Below are 17,087 nucleotides of genomic sequence, written 5' to 3'. Positions count from 1 at the left end.
AGTACTAAGAAAACCTCATCCGGATATTTCGGCGGCAGAGGAATCCGGCCCGCAGTCGAGGTGAAGTCACCAGGTCAAGCGGTGCTAAAGACTCTTGTGCCCGGTATGTTTCGGTGAATAATGGCGGGACCGGCGATCCGTGATCAGCGCACCGGTATGAGCAGCACCGGTACAGCCGCGGTGTCCACGGCCTCGCGGGCGATCCGCGCCCGGCCCGGCACCAGCCGCCGCGACCAGCCCAGCACGATGAGATCCGCCTGCTCGGCGGCGACGTCGACGATGTGCTCGCCGGGCAGGCCGCTGCGCAGGGTCAGCGCGGTCTCGGGCAGGTGGTGGCAGAAACGGGCCCGGAATTCGTGTTCCCAGGCCGGGCGGGCATGGGCGGCCTGATCCCAGTGGGCGGGGGCGGTGTTCTCGTCGAACACGTGCAGCACGGTGACGGCGATACCGGCCTCGGCGAACAGCCGCACGGTCTCCGAGACCGCGTACGCCGCCTCGTCGGTGCCGTCCAGCGGCACCAGCACCCGGTCCAGGGTGTAGTCGCCGGAAGTTCCCGGCGGCACCACCACCAGCGGCACGGCCACGCGCCGCACGATCTCCCAGGGGCCGTCGGCACGGTCCAGTACACCGAGCACGACCCCGGGACCGGCCAGGGCGCGGGCGAAATCCGCGTCCGGGGTTTCGGCGGGCACAGGATATGGCTGCGCGCCCGTGATTTTCGCCAGGGCCGCCGCGACCGCCCGGGTCGCCTCGGAAGGGCGGTACAGAATCTCGTTCACGATCGTTCCACCTCGCTTGCGGGCCAGAAGGATTCACCGGCGACCGGCTGCGCGGGCCGGTCGCCCACCGCCAGCAGCAGCCGCGGTCCATCGATTCGGACGCCGGTGCCGGCGGGCGTGACATCCAGCCGTACGAAGCGCCCCAGACACCGGAAGGCCAAGCCCAACCGGGTCCATCGGGTCGGCAGCACCGGGCGCACGCCCAGCACCCCGTTCTCGGCCCGCACCCCCGCGAAACCGGTCAGCAGCGCCTGCCAGACCCCGCCGAGGGCGGCCATGTGCAATCCGGAGGCGGTGGAACCGGAGCGGTCGTCCAGATCCAGCCGCAGGGCCGGGCGCAGCGAGTCCAGGGCCTCGTCCGGGCGACCCGCCCGCGCCAGCAGCGCCGCCATCACCGCGGGCGACAGCGACGAGCCGTGCGTGGTGCGCGGTCCGTAGAAGTCGAGATTGGGCAGCAGCGAATCGGGCGCGACATCCCCGGGGACGAGGTGGTGCAGCATCAGCACATCGGGTTGTTTGATCAGCGGGGAACCGGCGACGCGCCGCTGCCCGAGCAGGACGTCGGCGGCCACGGGCGGGCGGGTGACGTCGGCGGCGAGCAGCGGTTCCAGGTCGTAGTATCCGGTGAACTGCTCGTAGCGCCCGTCGGGTCCCAGCTGATCGACGACGCGCTCGGCGAGGTCGAGCCAGGAGGCGAATTCGGCTGCCTCGCCGGGATTCCCGGGGCGCAGCCGGGCGGCGCGGCGCAGGTTCCAGCGGGCCATCACATTGGTGAATGCGTTGTCGTCCACCGATTCGTGGTATTCGTCGGGTCCGATCACCCGATCCAGATGCGCCCGGCCGCGCGCATCCACGCGCAGTCGTGAGGCCCAGTAGCGCGCGGTCTCGACCAGCAGGTCGCGGGCCGTGGTCGAGGGGTAGTCGGCCCGGCCGGTCCACTGCGCGAAATGCTCTGCGGCCCAGGCGACATCGGCGGTGACATGCTCCTCGCGGGTGCCGGTCAGGATCGGGACCTCGGTGCCGCCGAGGAATCCGCTGCGGGGCGTGACGTCGGTGCCGTCGGCGGCCGACTCCCAGGGGAACCGGGCACCGTCGAAGCCCTCCGCACGGGCGCGCCGCCGCGCGGCCGCCAATCGCCGCAGCCGGTAGGTCAGCATCGCCTCGGCGGCCTGCGGGTCGATGCTGACCATGGCCGGCAGCACGAAAGCGTCCGCGTCCCAGAACACGTGGCCGCGATAGCCCGCGCCGGAGATGCCGCGCGCTCCGACCGCGGACTCCCCGTGCGCCCCGGCATTGGACCACAGCTGGAACAGCGCGAATCGGACCGCCAGTTCGGTTTCCGGATCGTCGGGCAGCTCGATGCCGACCGTGGCCCAGCGCCGCGCCCAGACCGCGCGCTGCTCCCGCAGCAGCCCGTCGACGCCCTCCGTCCATGCCCCGCGCAATTGCGTGCGGACCCGATCGGCCCCGACGCCGTCCTCGATCGTGAACGCCGCCACCCGATCCAGGCGCGCGGCGGGGCCGCGGCGGGCCCGGTGTTGCGCGGCGGCGACGGCCACCGCGCTCCCCGCCTCGGATTCGACTCGCACACAGCGAGTTTCGATACCGGCGGAGAAGTTCACGCCCAGCGTGATCTCGGTGACCCGCGCGGTGGCGTCGGGGTGGGGTGTGAGCAGCGGTTGCCGCGCTGCGAGCCGCTCATCCGCGGTCTCGACCCGCATCACCATCACCCCGGGCCGGTCCGCGCACGCGAAGCGCAGGCTGCGGAACTCCCCCGCCGCGTCCGCTCGGTACAGCACACCCGCGGACAGGTCCAGGAACTGTTCCGCGTCCGCCGCGGGTGCGGTGAGCTCCACCCGGGTCCACCCGGGCACGGCCAGCAATTCCTGCTCGGGCCCCGTGCCGGTATAGGCCCCCACCGCGAGCACCTCCGGATCCGTCCCGCGCACGGTCTCCTCCACGACCCCGCGGGTGGCGATGCCGCCGGACCCCACGGTGTACACCGCGACATCGGATACGCTGTGGCGCCGTGGATTACCCGTCACCGTCCAGCGGCCGTCGCGCCCATCGACCGCCGTCGCGGGCGCGACGACATGCTCACGGGCGGTGCGAACCCCGTCGCTGTCCATACCCGACCCCTTCTCCAGAACCTGACGCCTCTACCAGCACTGTGCCCCGCGGCGACCTCTCGTACCAGAGACGATCGGCCCGCGTATCGGGTATCCAAATCCCTCTCCGCGCGCGAATGTGACCATCGGCCCATCCGCGCGGGCGCAAGGACGGTACCGGCGGGTTCGCCATCGGCTCAGACTCACGGATATGACGATCGGCGAATTCCCCACCACGACCACCGTTCCGGACGACGAAACCCTGCTGGCGGCCGTGCGGCTCGCCGCCCGCGCCCCCTCGGTGCACAACAGTCAGCCCTGGCGGTGGGTGTTCGACGGCACCCGCCTGCACCTGTACGGCGACAGCGATCGGCAGTTGTACGCCACCGACCCGCACGGACGTCAGTGGGTGATCAGCTGCGGCGCGGCACTGCACCACATGCGCATCGCGTTCGCGGCGCGCGGCTGGCACACCGACACCGTGCGACTACCCGACCAGGACCGGCCGAATCATCTGGCCACCATCAGATTCCACCCGGGCCCGCGGGCGGACGCGACGGCGGAACGCCAGGCGCACGCCATCGAGCTGCGCTACACCGACCGGCTGCCGCTGCGGGAACCCGACGGCTGGCGCGAGCTGGTGCCGCGGCTGCGTCAGCTCGCCGCACCCCACGACGTGGCCTTCGACGTCCTCAACGGCAATGGCCGCATGCGCCTGATCGACGCTTCGCGCAAGGCCGCCGCGGCCCGCCGCTACGACCCGATGTATCGCGACGAATTGAATTCCTGGGCAGGCGGTTCCGAGGTGCTCGAGGGCGTCCCCGCCGCGGCGCTCGTGTCCGAGACCGAGCGGCATCGGGTGGAGATCGCCCGCGCCTTCCCGGCCGCGGAGGACGCCGAACGACGGGCCGGACTCACCGACGCGGCCGCGCTGGCGGTGCTGGGCACCCACGACGACTCCCCGCTGCGCTGGCTGCACACCGGTGAGGCCCTCTCGGCCGTGCTGCTCGAATGCGCCGCGGCCGGTCTGGCCAGCTGCGCCCTGACCCATGTCACCGAGCTGCCCGCGACCCGCCGTGACCTCGCGGACCTGCTGCCCCACCGGATCCTGCCGCAGGTCGTGTTGCGGGTCGGCGGCGCACCGGAATCCGAACAGCGGCCGCAGACCCCGCGGCTGCCCCTCTCGGAGATCTTCACCGTGGAGCGCGGCTGAGGCGGAACCGGCAGCGCTCGACGCACAACCGGTTCCGCCGGGTTTCAGGCCGTGAATCCCGAAGGGCCGGATTCGAGGATCTTCAGGCGCTGGGCGTACTCCTCGTGGTCGATCTCGCCGCGGGCGTAGCGTTCGGCCAGGATCTGCTGGGGCGTCGGCCCGGACAGGGGTTTGACGCCGGTGTCCGAACCGGTGGTGGTCGAGCGGATCAGGGCCACGAAGCCGCCGATCACCAGGGCCCAGAACACCACCATGCCCACGGTCATCAGGGCATAGCCCCAGCCGCTCATGCCGTTGCCGTACCAGAACATCATCGTCTTCTCCTCGCTACCCGTATCCGGTTATCGATTGTGACCAGCATGGACGGCGGTCTCCGGCGAGTGGTACGGCCGAACAGCACCACCGGACGGGACCACGGTCCCTATCGCGCGGGAGCGGGCCGGGACAGGGTGGAGTAAAACTCTCCGACCGAGGAAGTGACCGGACGTGAGTATCACCAAACGGATCGCACTGCTGTTCCACGTGAAGGCGAACAAGCTGCTCGATCGCAGCGAGGATCCCCGGGAGGTCCTCGACTACTCGTATCAGCGTCAGCTCGAGCTGCTGGCCCAGGTGCGGCGCGGCCTGGCCGATGTGGCGACCAGCCGCAAGCGAATCGAATTGCAGGAGAACCAGCTTCGCGGATCCGCCGACAAGCTGCAGGGCCAGGCGACCCAGGCGGTGGGGCAGGGCCGCGGCGATCTGGCCCGCGAGGCGCTGACCCGGCGCGCGGCCGCGCTCGCCCAGCTCGACCAGCTGCGACCGCAGTACGACGAGCTGGCCGCGCAGGAGTCGAAACTCACCACCGCCGCGCAGCGGTTGCAGGCGAAGGTGGAGGCGTTCCGGACCCGCAAGGAGACCATCAAGGCCACCTACACCGCCGCCGAGGCGCAGAGCAGGATCAGCGAGGCGGTCACCGGCATCTCCGAGGAGATGGGCGATGTGGGTTTGGCGATCCAGCGCGCGGAAGACCGTACCGCCCAGATGAGTTCGCGGGCCCAGGCCCTCGACGAGCTGATCGCCTCCGGTGCGCTCGAGGACGCGACCGCGCCGCTGGGCCATGGTGACGACATTCAGGCCGCCCTGGACGCCGGACGCGGCAGCAGTGTGGACGCCGAACTGGCACAACTGAAAAGCAAGATCACTCCCGCCATCGAGGCGCCCGCGCAGGAGGGACCGCGGTCATGATCATCCGCATTCTCGGCGAAGGCCAGTACACCCTGGACGAGGCCGACGTAGACGATCTCCAGCGACTCGACGGACTGTTGCTCGACGCCGCCGACGACGGCGACGATGCGGGTTTCGCCGAGATCCTGGGCCGGCTGCGCGCGTCCGTCCGCGCGAACGGCCACCCGGTCCCCGACGCGGAACTCGTGGTCTCGGATCTCGTATTGCCCTCGGCCGACACCGATCTGGCGACGGTCCGCGCGATGCTCGACGACGACGGCCTGATCCCGGGATAACGTCGTGCGTACTCGTTTCCGGCCGGACCATCAGCTCACGGCCCGTATGGCGCTGACCATGTTCCTGCTCGGGCTGGTCTACGTCGCGTTCATCGCGGCGCTGGTGATGCTGTTGAAGTCGGTGGTCGCGATCGTGCTGATCGTGGCGGTGCTGCTGTTCGCACAGTTCTGGTTCTCCGACCGAATCGCCCTGTACGCCATGCGGGCCCGCATCGTCTCCCCGGAGGAGGCCCCGCAGCTGCACGGCATCATCGACCGGCTCTGCGCCACCGCGGACATGCCCAAACCACAGGTGGCGATCGCCGACATCGATATGCCCAACGCCTTCGCCACCGGGCGCAGCCAGCGCCGCGCGGTCATCGCCGTCACCAGCGGCCTGCTGCGGCGTCTCGATGCCGAGGAGCTCGACGGTGTGCTGTCGCACGAGCTTTCGCACATCGCGCATCGCGATGTCGTGGTGATGACCACGGCGTCGTTCCTGGGGGTGCTCGCCGGACTGGTGGCCCGGTTCACCCTCTACTCGACGATGTTCGGCGGCGGCCGGGATCGCCGCGACGGCGGCGGCCTGTTCCTGATCATTCTCGCGGTGATGACGGTCTCGGCCGCCGTCTACGCGGTGAGCTTCCTGCTGATTCGGGCGCTGTCGCGCTATCGGGAGCTGGCCGCCGACCGCGCCGGGGCCATGCTGACCGGCCGCCCCTCGGAGCTGGCGTCCGCGCTGACCAAGATCAGCGGCGACATCTCGCGCATCCCCACCCGGGATCTGCGGACCGAGCAGCCGTTCAACGCCTTCTTCTTCGCACCCGCGTTCGGCGCGGGGGCGAGCCTGTCGCTGCTGCTGTCCACCCACCCCAGCCTCGAGCAGCGGCTCGATCAGCTCGCGGAACTGTCCGCCGAGCTCGGCGGGGAGAGCTGAACGATGGGATTTCTCGACGCGCTGCTGGGCCGCACCAAACCGGTGCAGCCGAATCTCGATGCGCTGTTCGCGATTCCGTCCGCCGCCTACACCCTGGAGGCCGCGCTCGGCGTGCGGCCGACCGGTGCGGGCGCGGTGTGCTTCAAGAACGCCGAGGGCGCCGCGGCGCGGCGCTCCGACACCGAGATCCTCGAGCTGCTGCACCTGGATCCGGCCGTCACCGTCGCGGTCACCGCCGACGGATTCGGTTTCACCTGGATCACCTGCCGGCAGGCCGATCCCGACCTCGCCGCGCTGGTGACCACCCTGCACGCGATCAATACCGTGCTGTCCGACAACGGATTCGGGCCCGGCCTGCTGTGCACCGTCATCGCCTTCGCGGCCCCGGACGCCACGACGCGACCGGACACCGCGACGCGACGCTTCGGGCTGATCTATCTCTTCAAGCGCGGCACGTTCTACCCCTTCGCGCCCACCGGCCCGCAACATCGCGACAACGCCTTCGAATTGCAGGCCCGCGCAGCGGTTTCCGGTGAACTTCCCATCGAGCCCGACCTGGGGCGCTGGTTCCCGCTGTGGGACGCGCCGGTTCCGTGATGATCGGCGCGACCCGGTAGCGCTCGGGCGTGCGGCGAGTCGGGCTCACGACCTCGTTGGCGACCTCGTTGGAAACTTGGAAACGGACCGCGCCGCGATCGGCGCGGTCCGCGACCGCTATCGGTGTTCGACGCCCCGCCGCTGTTCGGCGTCGAGGATCGTGCGGGTGGTGGCCACCAGCGTGTCGGGGTTGAGGCTGATGGAGTCGATGCCGAGATCGACCAGGAATTCGGCCATGTCCGGATAGTCGGAGGGGGCCTGGCCGCACAGTCCGGAGTGAATGCCGTTGCGGCGGCAGCCTTCCACGGCCAGCCGGATCATCTCCTTGACGCCTGGATCGCGTTCGTCGTAGTCGAAAGCCACCACCGCGCTGTCGCGGTCCACGCCCAGGGTGAGCTGGGTGAGGTCGTTGGAGCCGATGGAGAAACCGTCGAACAGGCGCGCGAACTGGTCGATGAGCACGACATTGTTGGGGATCTCGCACATGGCGTAGACCTTCAGACCGTTCTCCCCGCGCACCAGCCCGAGTTCGGCCATGCGCGCCAGCACCTGTTCGGCCTCGGCGACCCGGCGCACGAACGGCAGCATGAGGATCACATTGGTCAGCCCCATGTCCCCGCGCACCCGCCGCATGGCCGCGCACTCCAGGGCGAAGCCCTCGGCGTAGGCGGGGTGGGCGTAGCGGGACGCGCCACGGAAGCCGAGCATCGGATTGTCCTCGACCGGTTCGAAGTCCTTGCCGCCGAGCAGGCCCGCGTATTCGTTGGTCTTGAAGTCCGACATCCGCACCACCACCGGCTTGGGCCAGAACGCGGCCGCGATGGTGCCGATCTCCTCCGACAGCTGCCGCACGAAGAAACTCGACCCGTCCGGATAGCCGCTGATCAATTCTTCGACCTGCGCTCGCGCGGCCGGGTCGGTGACCCGGTCCGGATGGACCAGCGCCAGCGGGTGCGCCTTGATCGACTCGCTGATCACGAATTCCATCCGGGCAAGTCCCACACCGTCATTGGGCAGCATGGCGGTCGCGAAGGCGCGGTCGGGGTCGCCGAGATTCACCATCACGTGGGTGGCCGGGCGCGGCAGGTCCTCGATGGCGACGTGCTCGACGTGGAAGTCCACCGCGTCCCGGTAGATCCGGCCGATGTCGCCCTCGGCGCAGGACACGGTCACCGTCTCGCCATCGGAGAGCGCGGTGGTCCCGGTGACGGTCCCGACGACCGCGGGAATTCCCAACTCGCGGGCCACGATCGCGGCGTGACAGGTGCGGCCGCCGCGGTTGGTGACGATGGCGGCGGCGGTCTTCATCACCGGTTCCCAGTCCGGGGTGGTGGTATCGGCCACCAGCACCTCGCCGGGCCGGAAAGCGCTCAGCTCGCCCACGCTGTCGATGCGGCGGACCGCGCCGGTGGCCACCCGCTGGCCGACCGAGCGGCCGGTGACCGCCACCTCGCCGTGGCCGTCGAGCGAGTACACGTCCAGGGTGGCCGCGGAACGTTGCGAGGCAACGGTTTCCGGGCGCGCCTGCACGATGTAGAGGCGGCCGTCGAGACCGTCCTTGGCCCATTCGATGTCCATGGGCCGCCCGTAGTGCCGCTCGATCACCAGCGCGGCCTCGGTCAGGGTCAGCACCTCGTCGTCGGTCAGGCAGAAGCGGAGGCGATCGGCCTCCGGGGTGGGGATATTGCGGGTGGTCCCGGCCGTGTCGTCGTCGGCGTACACCATGTGGATCGCCTTGTCGCCGAGTCCGCGGCGCAGCACCGCGCGATGCCCGGCGGTGAAAGTGGGCTTGTGCACATAGAATTCGTCCGGGTCGACCGCACCCTGCACCACGTTCTCGCCCAGCCCGTACGCGCCGGTGACGAGCACGACGTCGCGGAAACCGGATTCGGTGTCGAGGGTGAACATCACCCCGGAGCAGGCCAGGTCCGAGCGCACCATCTTCATCACGCCCACCGACAGCGCCACCTTCAGATGGTCGAAGCCCTGATCGACACGGTAGTGGATGGACCGATCGGTGAACAGGCTCGCGAAGCAGTGCCGGATGGCGTCGAGCAGCTCCTGTTCGCCCCGCACATTCAGGTAGCTCTCCTGCTGGCCCGCGAAACTGGCCGTCGGCAGATCCTCGGCCGTCGCCGAACTGCGCACCGCCAGACTGATTTCCGGTCCGTACTCCTCGCACAGCTTCCGGTATCCGGCCAGCACCTGTTCGCTGACCGCGTCGGGAAGCCCCGCGCCGTAGACGATTTCACGGGCCTGCTTGCCGCGACGCGCCAGATCGGCCACATCGTCGGGATCGAGCCCGGCCAGCACCTCGGTCAGCCGCTCCCACGCCCCGGCCTGCGCGAGCATGTCCCGGTAGGCGTCCGCGGTGACCGCGAAACCATTGGGCACCAGCAACCCTTCGCGGGTCAGCGAGCCGTACATCTCGCCGAGCGAGGCGTTCTTGCCGCCCACCACGGCCACGTCGGCCATGCCGAACTCGTCGAAGAATCGTACGTAGGCGTTTTCGGTCATGTCCCACTCCTTGTGATCGTCGGTCGGGCGGCGCGTTCGCATCACGCGCTCTCGAGGTCGCGGCGCTCGAACGCCCAGGCTCCGGCAGCCGCCGCGGCGATGCCGAGGGCGTTGAGCACCGCGAGGGTGTTCCAGTCCACCGATACGGCGGGCGCTCGGAAAATATGTTGCAGTACAGAGGAATCCAGCAGCCAACGGCTGATGCCGAGACTGGCCCCGATGATCTCGACCAGGAACGACCAGGCGACCACCGCGTAGGCGATGGCGGCGGCGAACCGGGGCAGCAAGCCGTGCGCCAGGGTGCCGATGCCCAGCACCAGGATCCCGACCGGGATGACATTGACCCCGGCGGCCAGGATCGTCCCGAATCCCAGGCCCGCGTTCGTGATCGCGGTGCCCAGCCAGACGAGCACGCCCGCGATGAGCCCGAGCGCGATCAGCGCGGTGGCCGAGACGATGAAACACTGTGTCAGCCAGGGCATCCGGGCGACCGGCCGGGACAGCAGGTGGTCCAGGCGGCCGCTGGCCTCCTCCTCGCGGGTGGCCCCGATCTGCCCGGCGGCGGTGGCGCGGCGCGGCGTGGTGGCTCCGGCCAGCAGCACCTCCCAGCGACCGGCGTCCTCCTCGCCGCGCAAGAGCCGGGTTCCGGCCAGCCGTCCCCAGACCGCGCCGATGATGCCGAGCACACCGACCGCGTGGGTCGCCACATACCCGGCGGCGGTGTCGATTTCGGGTGACGGGCCGAACAACGCGGTGATGCCGATATTGGTGCCCATGGTCGCGACCAGGTGCGCCCGATCGGCGGCGGTGGGGTACTCCTTGGCGAACTGGGCGGCCTCGAGCCAGGAGACCAGCCCGAACACCAGCGCCCAGATCACCGCTCCGCGAACGGCTTTGCGCGCCACCACCCCGATCGGCACCCACACCGAGAACCAGCGCGCCGACCACGGCGCGCGCCTCATGCAGGTCTCGACGACGGTGGTGCCGACGGCCACCGGAGACTCAACGGCCATGGGGGACCGCCTCTTCCGGCCGGTCGGCCTGCTCGGCGCCGTAGCGTTCGAGGAACAGTTCCTCGAGCGAGGGCTCCCGGCTCAGCAGCTGGGTGACCCGCGCGGCGGTCAGGCGTGCCAGCAGCGGCTCGACCGAACCGCGCACCTGCAACCGGACCCGGTTGCCGTCCACCTCGACACCGGTCACGCCCGGAACCCGGGTCAGATACGGCGGTTCGGCGGTGAAGACCGCGTCGATGGTCAGGGCCGCCAGGTGGCGCATCTCGGCCAGCGAACCGACCTCGCCGAGGTGCCCGGCGCGCAGGATGGCGACCCGATCGGCCAGCGCCTCGACCTCGCTGAGAATGTGCGAGGACAGGAACACCGTCTGGCCGTTGGCCTTGGCGGCGGCGACGCAGTCGCGGAACTCGCGCTCCATCAACGGATCCAGACCGCTCGAGGGTTCGTCGAGCACCAGCCGATCGGCCCGGCTCATCAGCGCCGCGATCAGCGCGACCTTCTGCCGATTGCCCTTGGAGTAGCTGCGCACCCGTTTGGACGGGTCCAGCCGAAACCGCTCGATGAGCTTGTCCCGATAGGCGGTGTCGACCCGGCCCTGCACCCGCCCCAGCAGATGCAGCGTTTCCGCGCCGGTCAGCGCGGGCCACAGATTCGTCTCACCGCCGACATAGGCCAGCCGCCGATGCACCTGGGCCGCGCACCTGCGCACATCGCAGCCGAAGATCTCGGCCCGACCGGCGGTGGGATGCAGCAGTCCCGGCAGCAGCCGGATGGTCACGGTCTTGCCCGCGCCGTTCGGCCCGAGGTACCCGAGCACTTCGCCGCGGGCCACCTCGAGGTCCAGTGGCGCCAGCGCCACCTGCCGACCGAACCGTTTCGACAGGCCCTCGGCCCGAATCGCGGTTTCCATCTCCGGACGTCCTTCACACTTCGCAGCCGGATGCTTCGATATTTCGATCCTCACTTGCGAACACCGCACGGCGGCAGGGACTTCGGTCGCCGATCGGGGTGCCTTCGGGTCCTACTGCCGCCATCCGGGTCACATCCGGTGGTCGCCGCCGGCGCCGACCATCATCAACGCCATCATCGCGGCGCAGGCGAAGGCGATGACGAGGAGCCCGGCCGGGACCACGCCGGTCAGGACCAGGGTCAGCGCGATCGCGAGCATGGGGAGACTGCAGAGCACCATCATCCAGACGTGCCCGACGGGCCGACGCAGTCCCGGCATCCGCCACTTCGTACCGAAGGTTCGCATTTTGCTGTCGTCCGGGGCGTTCATCGCCGTGTCTCCCGTCTCCGGCCGCACTCGGGCCGGTCCCGAAACCGCTCGCCCGCGCCTGCGCCGACGATCAATCCCACTCTCGCCCTGCGCCCCGGGACGCCCAAGTGCCGTCCGGCTCCACGGCCGGGGCCCAAAGTCGCTGCGGGGCGATGCGGCTCAGAACATGCCACCGCCGACGTGGATGGTCTGGCCGGTGATCCAGCGGCCGCCGTCGGAGGACAGGAAGGTGACCACGTCGGCGATGTCGGCGGGCTCGGCGAGGCGGCCGAGGGGGATGTCGGCGGCGACGGCCGCGAGCCGGTCGGCGGACATGCTGGCCGCCACCTGCTCGGTGCGGGTGGGGCCGGGGCGGACGCTGTTGACGGTGATGCGCCGCGGCGCGAGTTCGGTGGCGAGCACCCGGACGAGTTGATCGCCCGCGGCCTTGCTGGCGGCGTAGAGGCCCGCGTTCGCGCGCGGGACAACGGCCGCGCCACTGGAGATCACGATGATCCGGCCGTCGTCGACCACCTGCCCGGCGGCCGCGCGCAGGGTGGCGAAGGTGGCCCGGGCATTGGCGTCGAAGACCCGGTCGTAGTCGGCGTCGGTGGCCCGGGCCAGCGGAGCGAAATGGGTGACCGCCGCGGCATGCACGACGATCCGCGGGTCACCGTAGCGCTCGCGCGCGAGGTCGAACAGCCGCCCCACCTGCTCGGGAACGGCGACATCGGCGGGCGCCGCGCTCGCCTCGCCGCCCGCCGCCCGGATGGCGGCCACCACGGCCGCGGCGGCCGCGGCGTCGGAACGGTAATTGACCAGAACGGCGCAGCCCTGCGCGCCGAGCCGCTCGGCCACCGCGCGGCCGATGCCGCGCCCGGCGCCGGTGACGATGGCGGTCGAATTGTGCGACATGCGATCTCCCTCAAGGATTCGTGAATTGCCTTGTCACACCGACGGTATGGCGCGTCGATGATCCGATCCATGGTGGAATGTGCTCGAAACATGCTCGATCGGATCACCCGGGGAGGCTCGATGGAGACAGATGTGCTGAGCGACGCCGTGGCCGCGCTGACGACCGCGCCCGCACTGTCGGTCCACACGCGCGCTCGCGAACCGTGGGGTCTGCGGTTCGGCGGGCGGCAGGGCTTCGGCTTCCACGTCATCGTGCGCGGCGAGTGCGCGCTGGTCCGCGCGGGCACGCTCCCGATCCCGCTACACGCCGGGGATGTCGTATTGATGCCCAGCGGCGCGGCGCACGCGCTGGCCAACCCGCACGACGCGCGGGCCGTGGATCTCGCCCTAAACCATCGCATCGACCGGGTGGCGGTCGGGGGTGCGGGCGCGGAGACGATCGTGGTGTCCGGGGCGTACCGGATCGAGCGGGGCGTGCGGCACCCGCTGCTCGCGGATCTGCCCGAGGTGGTGCATCTTCGGGGCGGGGGACGGCAACGCCTGGCCGCGGCCGTCGAGTTGCTCGGCGCGGAGATCGAGGCCCGTGAGCCCGGCGGGGACGCCGTTGTCACCGCGCTGGTGGACGCGCTGCTGATCTACCTGCTTCGCGCCTGGCACGAGGACAATGCCACCGGCTGGACCGCGGCCATGACCGACCCCGCCATCGGGCACACCCTGCGCGGCATCCACGCGCACCCCGCCGAACCCTGGACGGTGGACCGCCTCGCCGGTGAAACAGGTTTGGCGAGAGCCACTTTCATCCGCCGGTTCACCCGGCTCGTCGGCGAGCCGCCGATCACCTATCTCACCCGCTGGCGGATGATCACCGCGGCCCGCATGCTGCGCCGTGACCGCGCGCCGCTGGCCACCGTGGCCCGGCGAGTGGGATACACCTCGGAGTTCGCCTTCGCGAAGGCGTTCAAGCGCGAGTACGGACTTTCGCCCGGTGCCTACCGACGCACCACCGGGTCCGCGGGGTGAGGCCGCGACCGGCCCCAGCGGTGGGGATCCACCGGCGAACGGTCCATGGCACGGCCGCGGATGGGGCGCGCACGTAGGGGCTTTGGTCCTCCCGGCGCTGGGCACCCTCCCCTATCCGCCGCTTCCGGTCCGACGGAATCTGGAGGCATGGACGTGGAAGCGATGCGCAGCGCCCGCGGCGACCGCCGGGTCGACCTCGGCGCCGGTTCGCGGCCCGCGCTCGGGTCCCGGGAGACGCGGTAATGCCGGCGTGGCGAGATTTTCTCGGGCGCTTCCGGCCGGTGGCGGTGCCGGGCACGGTCGGTCCGGCCGGGGTGCCGGCCGATCGGGCCGCGGAATCGGCGGCCGAACTCGACCCGGTGCTGGCGCGACTCGACGCGGTGCAGGACGAGGCCGACGGGATCCGCGCCGCCGCGCGGGAGTCGGCCGAGCGCATCCGCGCCACCGCCGTGCGCCAGGCCGCCGCGATCCGTGCGCGGGCCGTCGACGCCGCACCACGAATCACCGAAGAGGCCGCCGCACAGTCGCTTTCGCCAGCCGATGCGGTGTCGGCGGATGCGCGCGACAGCGCCGCCGCGGTGAGCATACGGGCGGAGCGCCGGATGGCCGATCAGGTCGCGCCGGTAGTCGCCCGGGCCCGGGCGCTGATCGCCGAGGTGTGCGCACCAGAGCACGAGCGGGCGCCGCGATGAGCGCCAGTTGGGTCGCGGGGCAGGTGCGCGCGGTGGCGCTGCTCAACCGGTGCCTCGGCGTCGCGGGGGCCCGCGAGATCGCCGACGCCGGTTCCCTGGCCGCAGCTCAGCGCTTGCTCGCGGCCGGTCCCTACGGCAGGCATCTCATCGTCGGCGCGAGCGCGGCCACCACGGAGCACGCGATCGCAGCCGAAACCCTCTGGCGGTTGCGGGTTCTCGCCGGTTGGCAGCCGCAGAACGGCGTGGTGGCCATCCGCGCGCTGGCGGGCGCCTTCGAGGTCGCCAATATCGAAACTCTCGCCCGCGCACTCGTTCCGGCCGCCCGGTCAGATCCCTCCCGCCCCGCGCGCGAGGACCTCGAATCGTCTGCACCGCAGCGGCTTTCGCCTTCGCCAGGCTTCGACGCGACCTCCTCCGCGCGTCTCGACGCGAACACTCCGAGGTATTTCGAGCTCGGGGCGCTGGCGACCGGCTGGGGGCGGGTTCGCGACGCGTCGTCGCCCGCCGGGCTGCGGACCGCGCTCACGGGTACGGCGTGGGGAGATCCGGGGGGAGAATCGTTGTCCGACATCGTTTTCGGAGTGCGCGTCGGGTGGTCGGCGCAGATCGCCGCCACCGTGCCCGACCTGCGGCGGTGGGCCGCGGGCCGGGTCGCGGTGCTGGTGGCCGGGTATCGGCTGCTCGGTGGCGGTCGGCTGCCCGCGCCGGTGGCACGGCGGGTGCGGCGGGTGCTGGGCCCGGCCGCGGGCGACGCGACCGATCTGGAGCGGTTGCGGGCGGTGCTGCCCGCGTCCGCCCGTTGGGCGCTGGCGGGCGTGGACTCGGCCGAGGAGCTGTGGCGCGCCGAATTCCGCGGCTGGTCGCGCCTGGATTCCGACGGGCGGGAGCTGGTGCGGCGGCGGCGTTTCGACGCCTCGACCGCGATCGGCGCGGCGGCCGTGCTCCTGGCCGATGGCTGGCGTACCCGCGCGGCGGTCCAGATCGCCGCCGCTGCCGCGACACCGGAGGTGTTCGATGAACTTGTCGGCTGAGCTCACTCCCGTCCACATGCGCCGGGTGGCCGTGCTGGCCCCGGCCCATGCCATGCGCGCCGTGCTGCTCGAGGCGGGCCGGGCCGGTGTGGTCCAGCTGGACCGGTCCGAGCCGGGCGACCACCCCGGCGACGAGGCCGAATTGCGCGCGCTCACCGACGCCGCGGTGCGACGCCGCGCGGTCTCCGCCGTCGCCGGCTGGTGCCCCGCCACCGAATTGCCCGCTCTCACCGAGCGTTTGGCGTCGCTGGGCGCGAGCGTGATCGAATTGCCGTCACCACCGGGCGTCGATCCGCCGACACTGCTGTCCCGCTCCCGCCCGCTGCGCCGCGCCTTCGCCCCGCTCGTCGGCACCTACGGCGTGGTGCCCTACCGCGACCTGGACCCGACGGTGCCCGCGGGCATCGCCTACGTGGTCATGTTCGGCATGATGTTCGGCGACGCCGGGCAGGGGCTGCTGGTCGTGCTGATCGGCGCGCTGTTGCGGACGACGCGACGGCCGCGCTTCGCCGGTTTGCGGCCGCTGTGGCCCTTCATCGCCGGAGCCGGTGCCGCCGCGACCGTCTTCGGCGCGCTCTACGGCGAATTCTTCGGCCCCACCGGCGTATTGCCGGTGCTGTGGCTGAGTCCGTTGGACTCCCCGATGCCGTTGCTGGGGGCGGCGGTGGCGGTCGGCGCGGTCCTGCTGGCACTGGCCTACGGTGTCGGCGCGGTGAATCGGTGGCGCGAGGGCGGCCCCCGGCTGGCGTTCTACTCCGCCTCCGGAATCGCCGGTGCCGCAACATTTCTGGGCTTGGGGCTGGTGGCGGCCGGGCTGGTCGTCCGCTCCCCCGTGCTGGATGTGGCGGGCGCGGTGGTGGTCGCCGCCGGGCTGACGCTGTCGGCCACCGGGATGTTCACCGAGTCCGGCGGCGGCGCGACCGGGGCCGTGCAGACCGGCATCGGATTGTTCGATCTGGTCATCCGCATCGGATCGAATCTGATCTCCTTCTGCCGCCTGGCCGCGTTCGGCATGACCCACGCCGCGCTCGGCTGGGTGGTGTGGTCGGCCACCGTCGGCACCGTGCACATCCACCTGTTCGGCCCGGTCATCGCCGTGGTCGTCTTCCTCATCGGCAATGCCGTCACCTTCGCGTTGGAGGCGCTGGTGGCCGGTGTGCAGGCGCTGCGTCTCGAGTACTACGAGCTGTTCTCCCGGGTGTTCCTCGACGCGGGACATCCGTTCACGCCCTGGCGAATTCACGACGAATCCACGGAGGAACCATCATGCTGACGACCTTGGCCGCCGCCGCGAGCGGCACGGAATCCAATTGGGCCGCACTGCTCGGCGCGGCGATAGCGGTCGGCGCGTCGTCGCTGGCCGCCGGTATCGCGGTCGCCTACACCGGGGCGGCGGCGCTGGCCACGCTCAGCGAGCGCCCGGAGTTGTTCGGCCGGGCCATGGTGATCGTCGGTCTCGCCGAAGGCATCGCGATCTACGGACTGGTGGTCGCGGTCGTGCTGATCGGCAAGGCCTGAGATGGGCC

18 protein-coding genes are annotated in these 17,087 nt (G+C 71.0%); 10 read left to right on the top strand and 8 right to left on the bottom strand.

Annotated features, from left to right (window positions below):
• Positions 1–143: 143 nt before the first annotated feature.
• Together NS2_RS21935 and NS2_RS21930 are read right to left on the bottom strand one after the other, a co-directional pair.
• On the bottom strand, positions 144–779 hold the full coding sequence (locus NS2_RS21935) for a universal stress protein (protein ID WP_033089143.1): 636 nt from the start codon (positions 777–779) through the stop codon (positions 144–146).
• Positions 776–2,908 (bottom strand): glycoside hydrolase family 65 protein, encoded by a 2,133-nt coding sequence (locus tag NS2_RS21930; protein ID WP_052086689.1) that lies wholly within the window; start codon positions 2,906–2,908, stop codon positions 776–778. Before NS2_RS21930 ends, NS2_RS21935 begins: the two co-directional genes overlap by 4 nt.
• 190 nt (positions 2,909–3,098) lie before the next feature.
• On the opposite strand from NS2_RS21930, the gene NS2_RS21925 reads away from it, so the two are divergent.
• Positions 3,099–4,100: an Acg family FMN-binding oxidoreductase gene (locus NS2_RS21925; protein ID WP_045439725.1), complete on the top strand. Its 1,002-nt coding sequence runs from the start codon at positions 3,099–3,101 to the stop codon at positions 4,098–4,100.
• A gap of 44 nt (positions 4,101–4,144) precedes the next feature.
• Here NS2_RS21925 and NS2_RS21920 read toward each other — a convergent pair whose 3' ends face one another.
• Positions 4,145–4,414: an SHOCT domain-containing protein gene (locus NS2_RS21920; protein ID WP_033089142.1), complete on the bottom strand. Its 270-nt coding sequence runs from the start codon at positions 4,412–4,414 to the stop codon at positions 4,145–4,147.
• Positions 4,415–4,586: 172 nt separating this feature from the next.
• Here NS2_RS21920 and NS2_RS21915 point away from each other — a divergent pair, with 172 nt between their 5' ends.
• The 4 genes from NS2_RS21915 to pspAB are packed head-to-tail and all read left to right on the top strand — an operon-like array spanning position 4,587 to position 7,115.
• Entirely contained in the window at positions 4,587–5,327 is a 741-nt protein-coding gene (locus tag NS2_RS21915) for a PspA/IM30 family protein (protein ID WP_033089141.1), read from the top strand.
• Positions 5,324–5,602 carry a PspA-associated protein PspAA gene (gene pspAA / locus NS2_RS21910; protein ID WP_033089140.1) on the top strand — a complete coding sequence of 93 codons (279 nt, stop codon included), beginning with the start codon at positions 5,324–5,326 and terminating at the stop codon, positions 5,600–5,602. The genes NS2_RS21915 and pspAA overlap by 4 nt, the downstream gene beginning before the upstream one ends.
• A gap of 4 nt (positions 5,603–5,606) precedes the next feature.
• Positions 5,607–6,518, top strand: coding sequence for a zinc metalloprotease HtpX (htpX, locus tag NS2_RS21905; protein ID WP_033089139.1), 912 nt, complete (start codon positions 5,607–5,609; stop codon positions 6,516–6,518).
• Between the two features lie 3 nt (positions 6,519–6,521).
• Complete coding sequence (gene pspAB, locus NS2_RS21900; protein ID WP_033089138.1) at positions 6,522–7,115, top strand: PspA-associated protein PspAB; 594 nt, start codon at positions 6,522–6,524, stop codon at positions 7,113–7,115.
• A 117-nt stretch (positions 7,116–7,232) separates the two neighbouring features.
• On the opposite strand, the gene ppsA is transcribed toward pspAB, so the two are convergent.
• From ppsA to NS2_RS21875, 5 genes are all read right to left on the bottom strand, one after another.
• On the bottom strand, positions 7,233–9,632 hold the full coding sequence (gene ppsA / locus NS2_RS21895) for a phosphoenolpyruvate synthase (RefSeq protein ID WP_036551170.1): 2,400 nt from the start codon (positions 9,630–9,632) through the stop codon (positions 7,233–7,235).
• 41 nt (positions 9,633–9,673) lie between these two features.
• A complete protein-coding gene (locus tag NS2_RS21890; RefSeq protein WP_033089137.1) occupies positions 9,674–10,645 on the bottom strand; it encodes an efflux permease Rv1217c-related protein in 972 nt (323 codons plus the stop codon).
• Positions 10,635–11,555, bottom strand: a complete 921-nt coding sequence (locus NS2_RS21885; protein ID WP_033089136.1) for an ABC transporter ATP-binding protein — start codon at positions 11,553–11,555, stop codon at positions 10,635–10,637. The genes NS2_RS21890 and NS2_RS21885 overlap by 11 nt, the downstream gene beginning before the upstream one ends.
• A 129-nt stretch (positions 11,556–11,684) precedes the next feature.
• Complete coding sequence (locus tag NS2_RS21880; protein WP_143161309.1) at positions 11,685–11,924, bottom strand: hypothetical protein; 240 nt, start codon at positions 11,922–11,924, stop codon at positions 11,685–11,687.
• 159 nt (positions 11,925–12,083) lie between these two features.
• Positions 12,084–12,818: an SDR family NAD(P)-dependent oxidoreductase gene (locus NS2_RS21875; RefSeq protein WP_033089134.1), complete on the bottom strand. Its 735-nt coding sequence runs from the start codon at positions 12,816–12,818 to the stop codon at positions 12,084–12,086.
• A 120-nt stretch (positions 12,819–12,938) separates the two neighbouring features.
• Between NS2_RS21875 and NS2_RS21870 the strand changes: the two genes are divergently transcribed.
• The 5 genes from NS2_RS21870 to NS2_RS21855 all read left to right on the top strand — a co-directional run bounded on the left by NS2_RS21870 (position 12,939) and on the right by NS2_RS21855 (position 17,079).
• Positions 12,939–13,838: an AraC family transcriptional regulator gene (locus NS2_RS21870; RefSeq protein WP_033089152.1), complete on the top strand. Its 900-nt coding sequence runs from the start codon at positions 12,939–12,941 to the stop codon at positions 13,836–13,838.
• Positions 13,839–14,080: 242 nt separating this feature from the next.
• A complete protein-coding gene (locus tag NS2_RS36215; protein WP_052086688.1) occupies positions 14,081–14,530 on the top strand; it encodes a hypothetical protein in 450 nt (149 codons plus the stop codon).
• The gene (locus NS2_RS36210) at positions 14,527–15,561 is read left to right on the top strand and encodes a hypothetical protein (RefSeq protein ID WP_036577760.1); all 1,035 of its coding nucleotides are present in this window, start codon (positions 14,527–14,529) and stop codon (positions 15,559–15,561) included. The genes NS2_RS36215 and NS2_RS36210 overlap by 4 nt, the downstream gene beginning before the upstream one ends.
• The gene (locus NS2_RS21860; RefSeq protein ID WP_033089133.1) at positions 15,545–16,834 is read left to right on the top strand and encodes a V-type ATPase 116kDa subunit family protein; all 1,290 of its coding nucleotides are present in this window, start codon (positions 15,545–15,547) and stop codon (positions 16,832–16,834) included. Before NS2_RS36210 ends, NS2_RS21860 begins: the two co-directional genes overlap by 17 nt.
• Positions 16,828–17,079: an ATP synthase subunit C gene (locus NS2_RS21855; RefSeq protein ID WP_045439721.1), complete on the top strand. Its 252-nt coding sequence runs from the start codon at positions 16,828–16,830 to the stop codon at positions 17,077–17,079. The genes NS2_RS21860 and NS2_RS21855 overlap by 7 nt, the downstream gene beginning before the upstream one ends.
• Positions 17,080–17,087 lie beyond the last annotated feature (8 nt).

This window comes from Nocardia seriolae NBRC 15557, assembly GCF_007990715.1.
Classification (GTDB): domain Bacteria; phylum Actinomycetota; class Actinomycetes; order Mycobacteriales; family Mycobacteriaceae; genus Nocardia; species Nocardia seriolae.
The sequence above is the reverse complement of the archived record's forward strand: the minus strand, read 5'-3'. Positions and strand labels throughout refer to the sequence as shown.

Coding starts and splice junctions, on each gene's coding strand:
- NS2_RS21930 (WP_052086689.1), bottom strand. CDS start 2,908: ATGGACAGCGACGGGGTTCGCACCGCCCGTGAGCATGTCGTCGCGCCC.
- NS2_RS21925 (WP_045439725.1), top strand. CDS start 3,099: ATGACGATCGGCGAATTCCCCACCACGACCACCGTTCCGGACGACGAA.
- NS2_RS21920 (WP_033089142.1), bottom strand. CDS start 4,414: ATGATGTTCTGGTACGGCAACGGCATGAGCGGCTGGGGCTATGCCCTG.
- pspAA (WP_033089140.1), top strand. CDS start 5,324: ATGATCATCCGCATTCTCGGCGAAGGCCAGTACACCCTGGACGAGGCC.
- pspAB (WP_033089138.1), top strand. CDS start 6,522: ATGGGATTTCTCGACGCGCTGCTGGGCCGCACCAAACCGGTGCAGCCG.
- ppsA (WP_036551170.1), bottom strand. CDS start 9,632: ATGACCGAAAACGCCTACGTACGATTCTTCGACGAGTTCGGCATGGCC.
- NS2_RS21890 (WP_033089137.1), bottom strand. CDS start 10,645: ATGGCCGTTGAGTCTCCGGTGGCCGTCGGCACCACCGTCGTCGAGACC.
- NS2_RS21885 (WP_033089136.1), bottom strand. CDS start 11,555: ATGGAAACCGCGATTCGGGCCGAGGGCCTGTCGAAACGGTTCGGTCGG.
- NS2_RS21880 (WP_143161309.1), bottom strand. CDS start 11,924: ATGAACGCCCCGGACGACAGCAAAATGCGAACCTTCGGTACGAAGTGG.
- NS2_RS21875 (WP_033089134.1), bottom strand. CDS start 12,818: ATGTCGCACAATTCGACCGCCATCGTCACCGGCGCCGGGCGCGGCATC.
- NS2_RS21870 (WP_033089152.1), top strand. CDS start 12,939: ATGGAGACAGATGTGCTGAGCGACGCCGTGGCCGCGCTGACGACCGCG.
- NS2_RS36215 (WP_052086688.1), top strand. CDS start 14,081: ATGCCGGCGTGGCGAGATTTTCTCGGGCGCTTCCGGCCGGTGGCGGTG.
- NS2_RS36210 (WP_036577760.1), top strand. CDS start 14,527: ATGAGCGCCAGTTGGGTCGCGGGGCAGGTGCGCGCGGTGGCGCTGCTC.
- NS2_RS21860 (WP_033089133.1), top strand. CDS start 15,545: ATGAACTTGTCGGCTGAGCTCACTCCCGTCCACATGCGCCGGGTGGCC.
- NS2_RS21855 (WP_045439721.1), top strand. CDS start 16,828: ATGCTGACGACCTTGGCCGCCGCCGCGAGCGGCACGGAATCCAATTGG.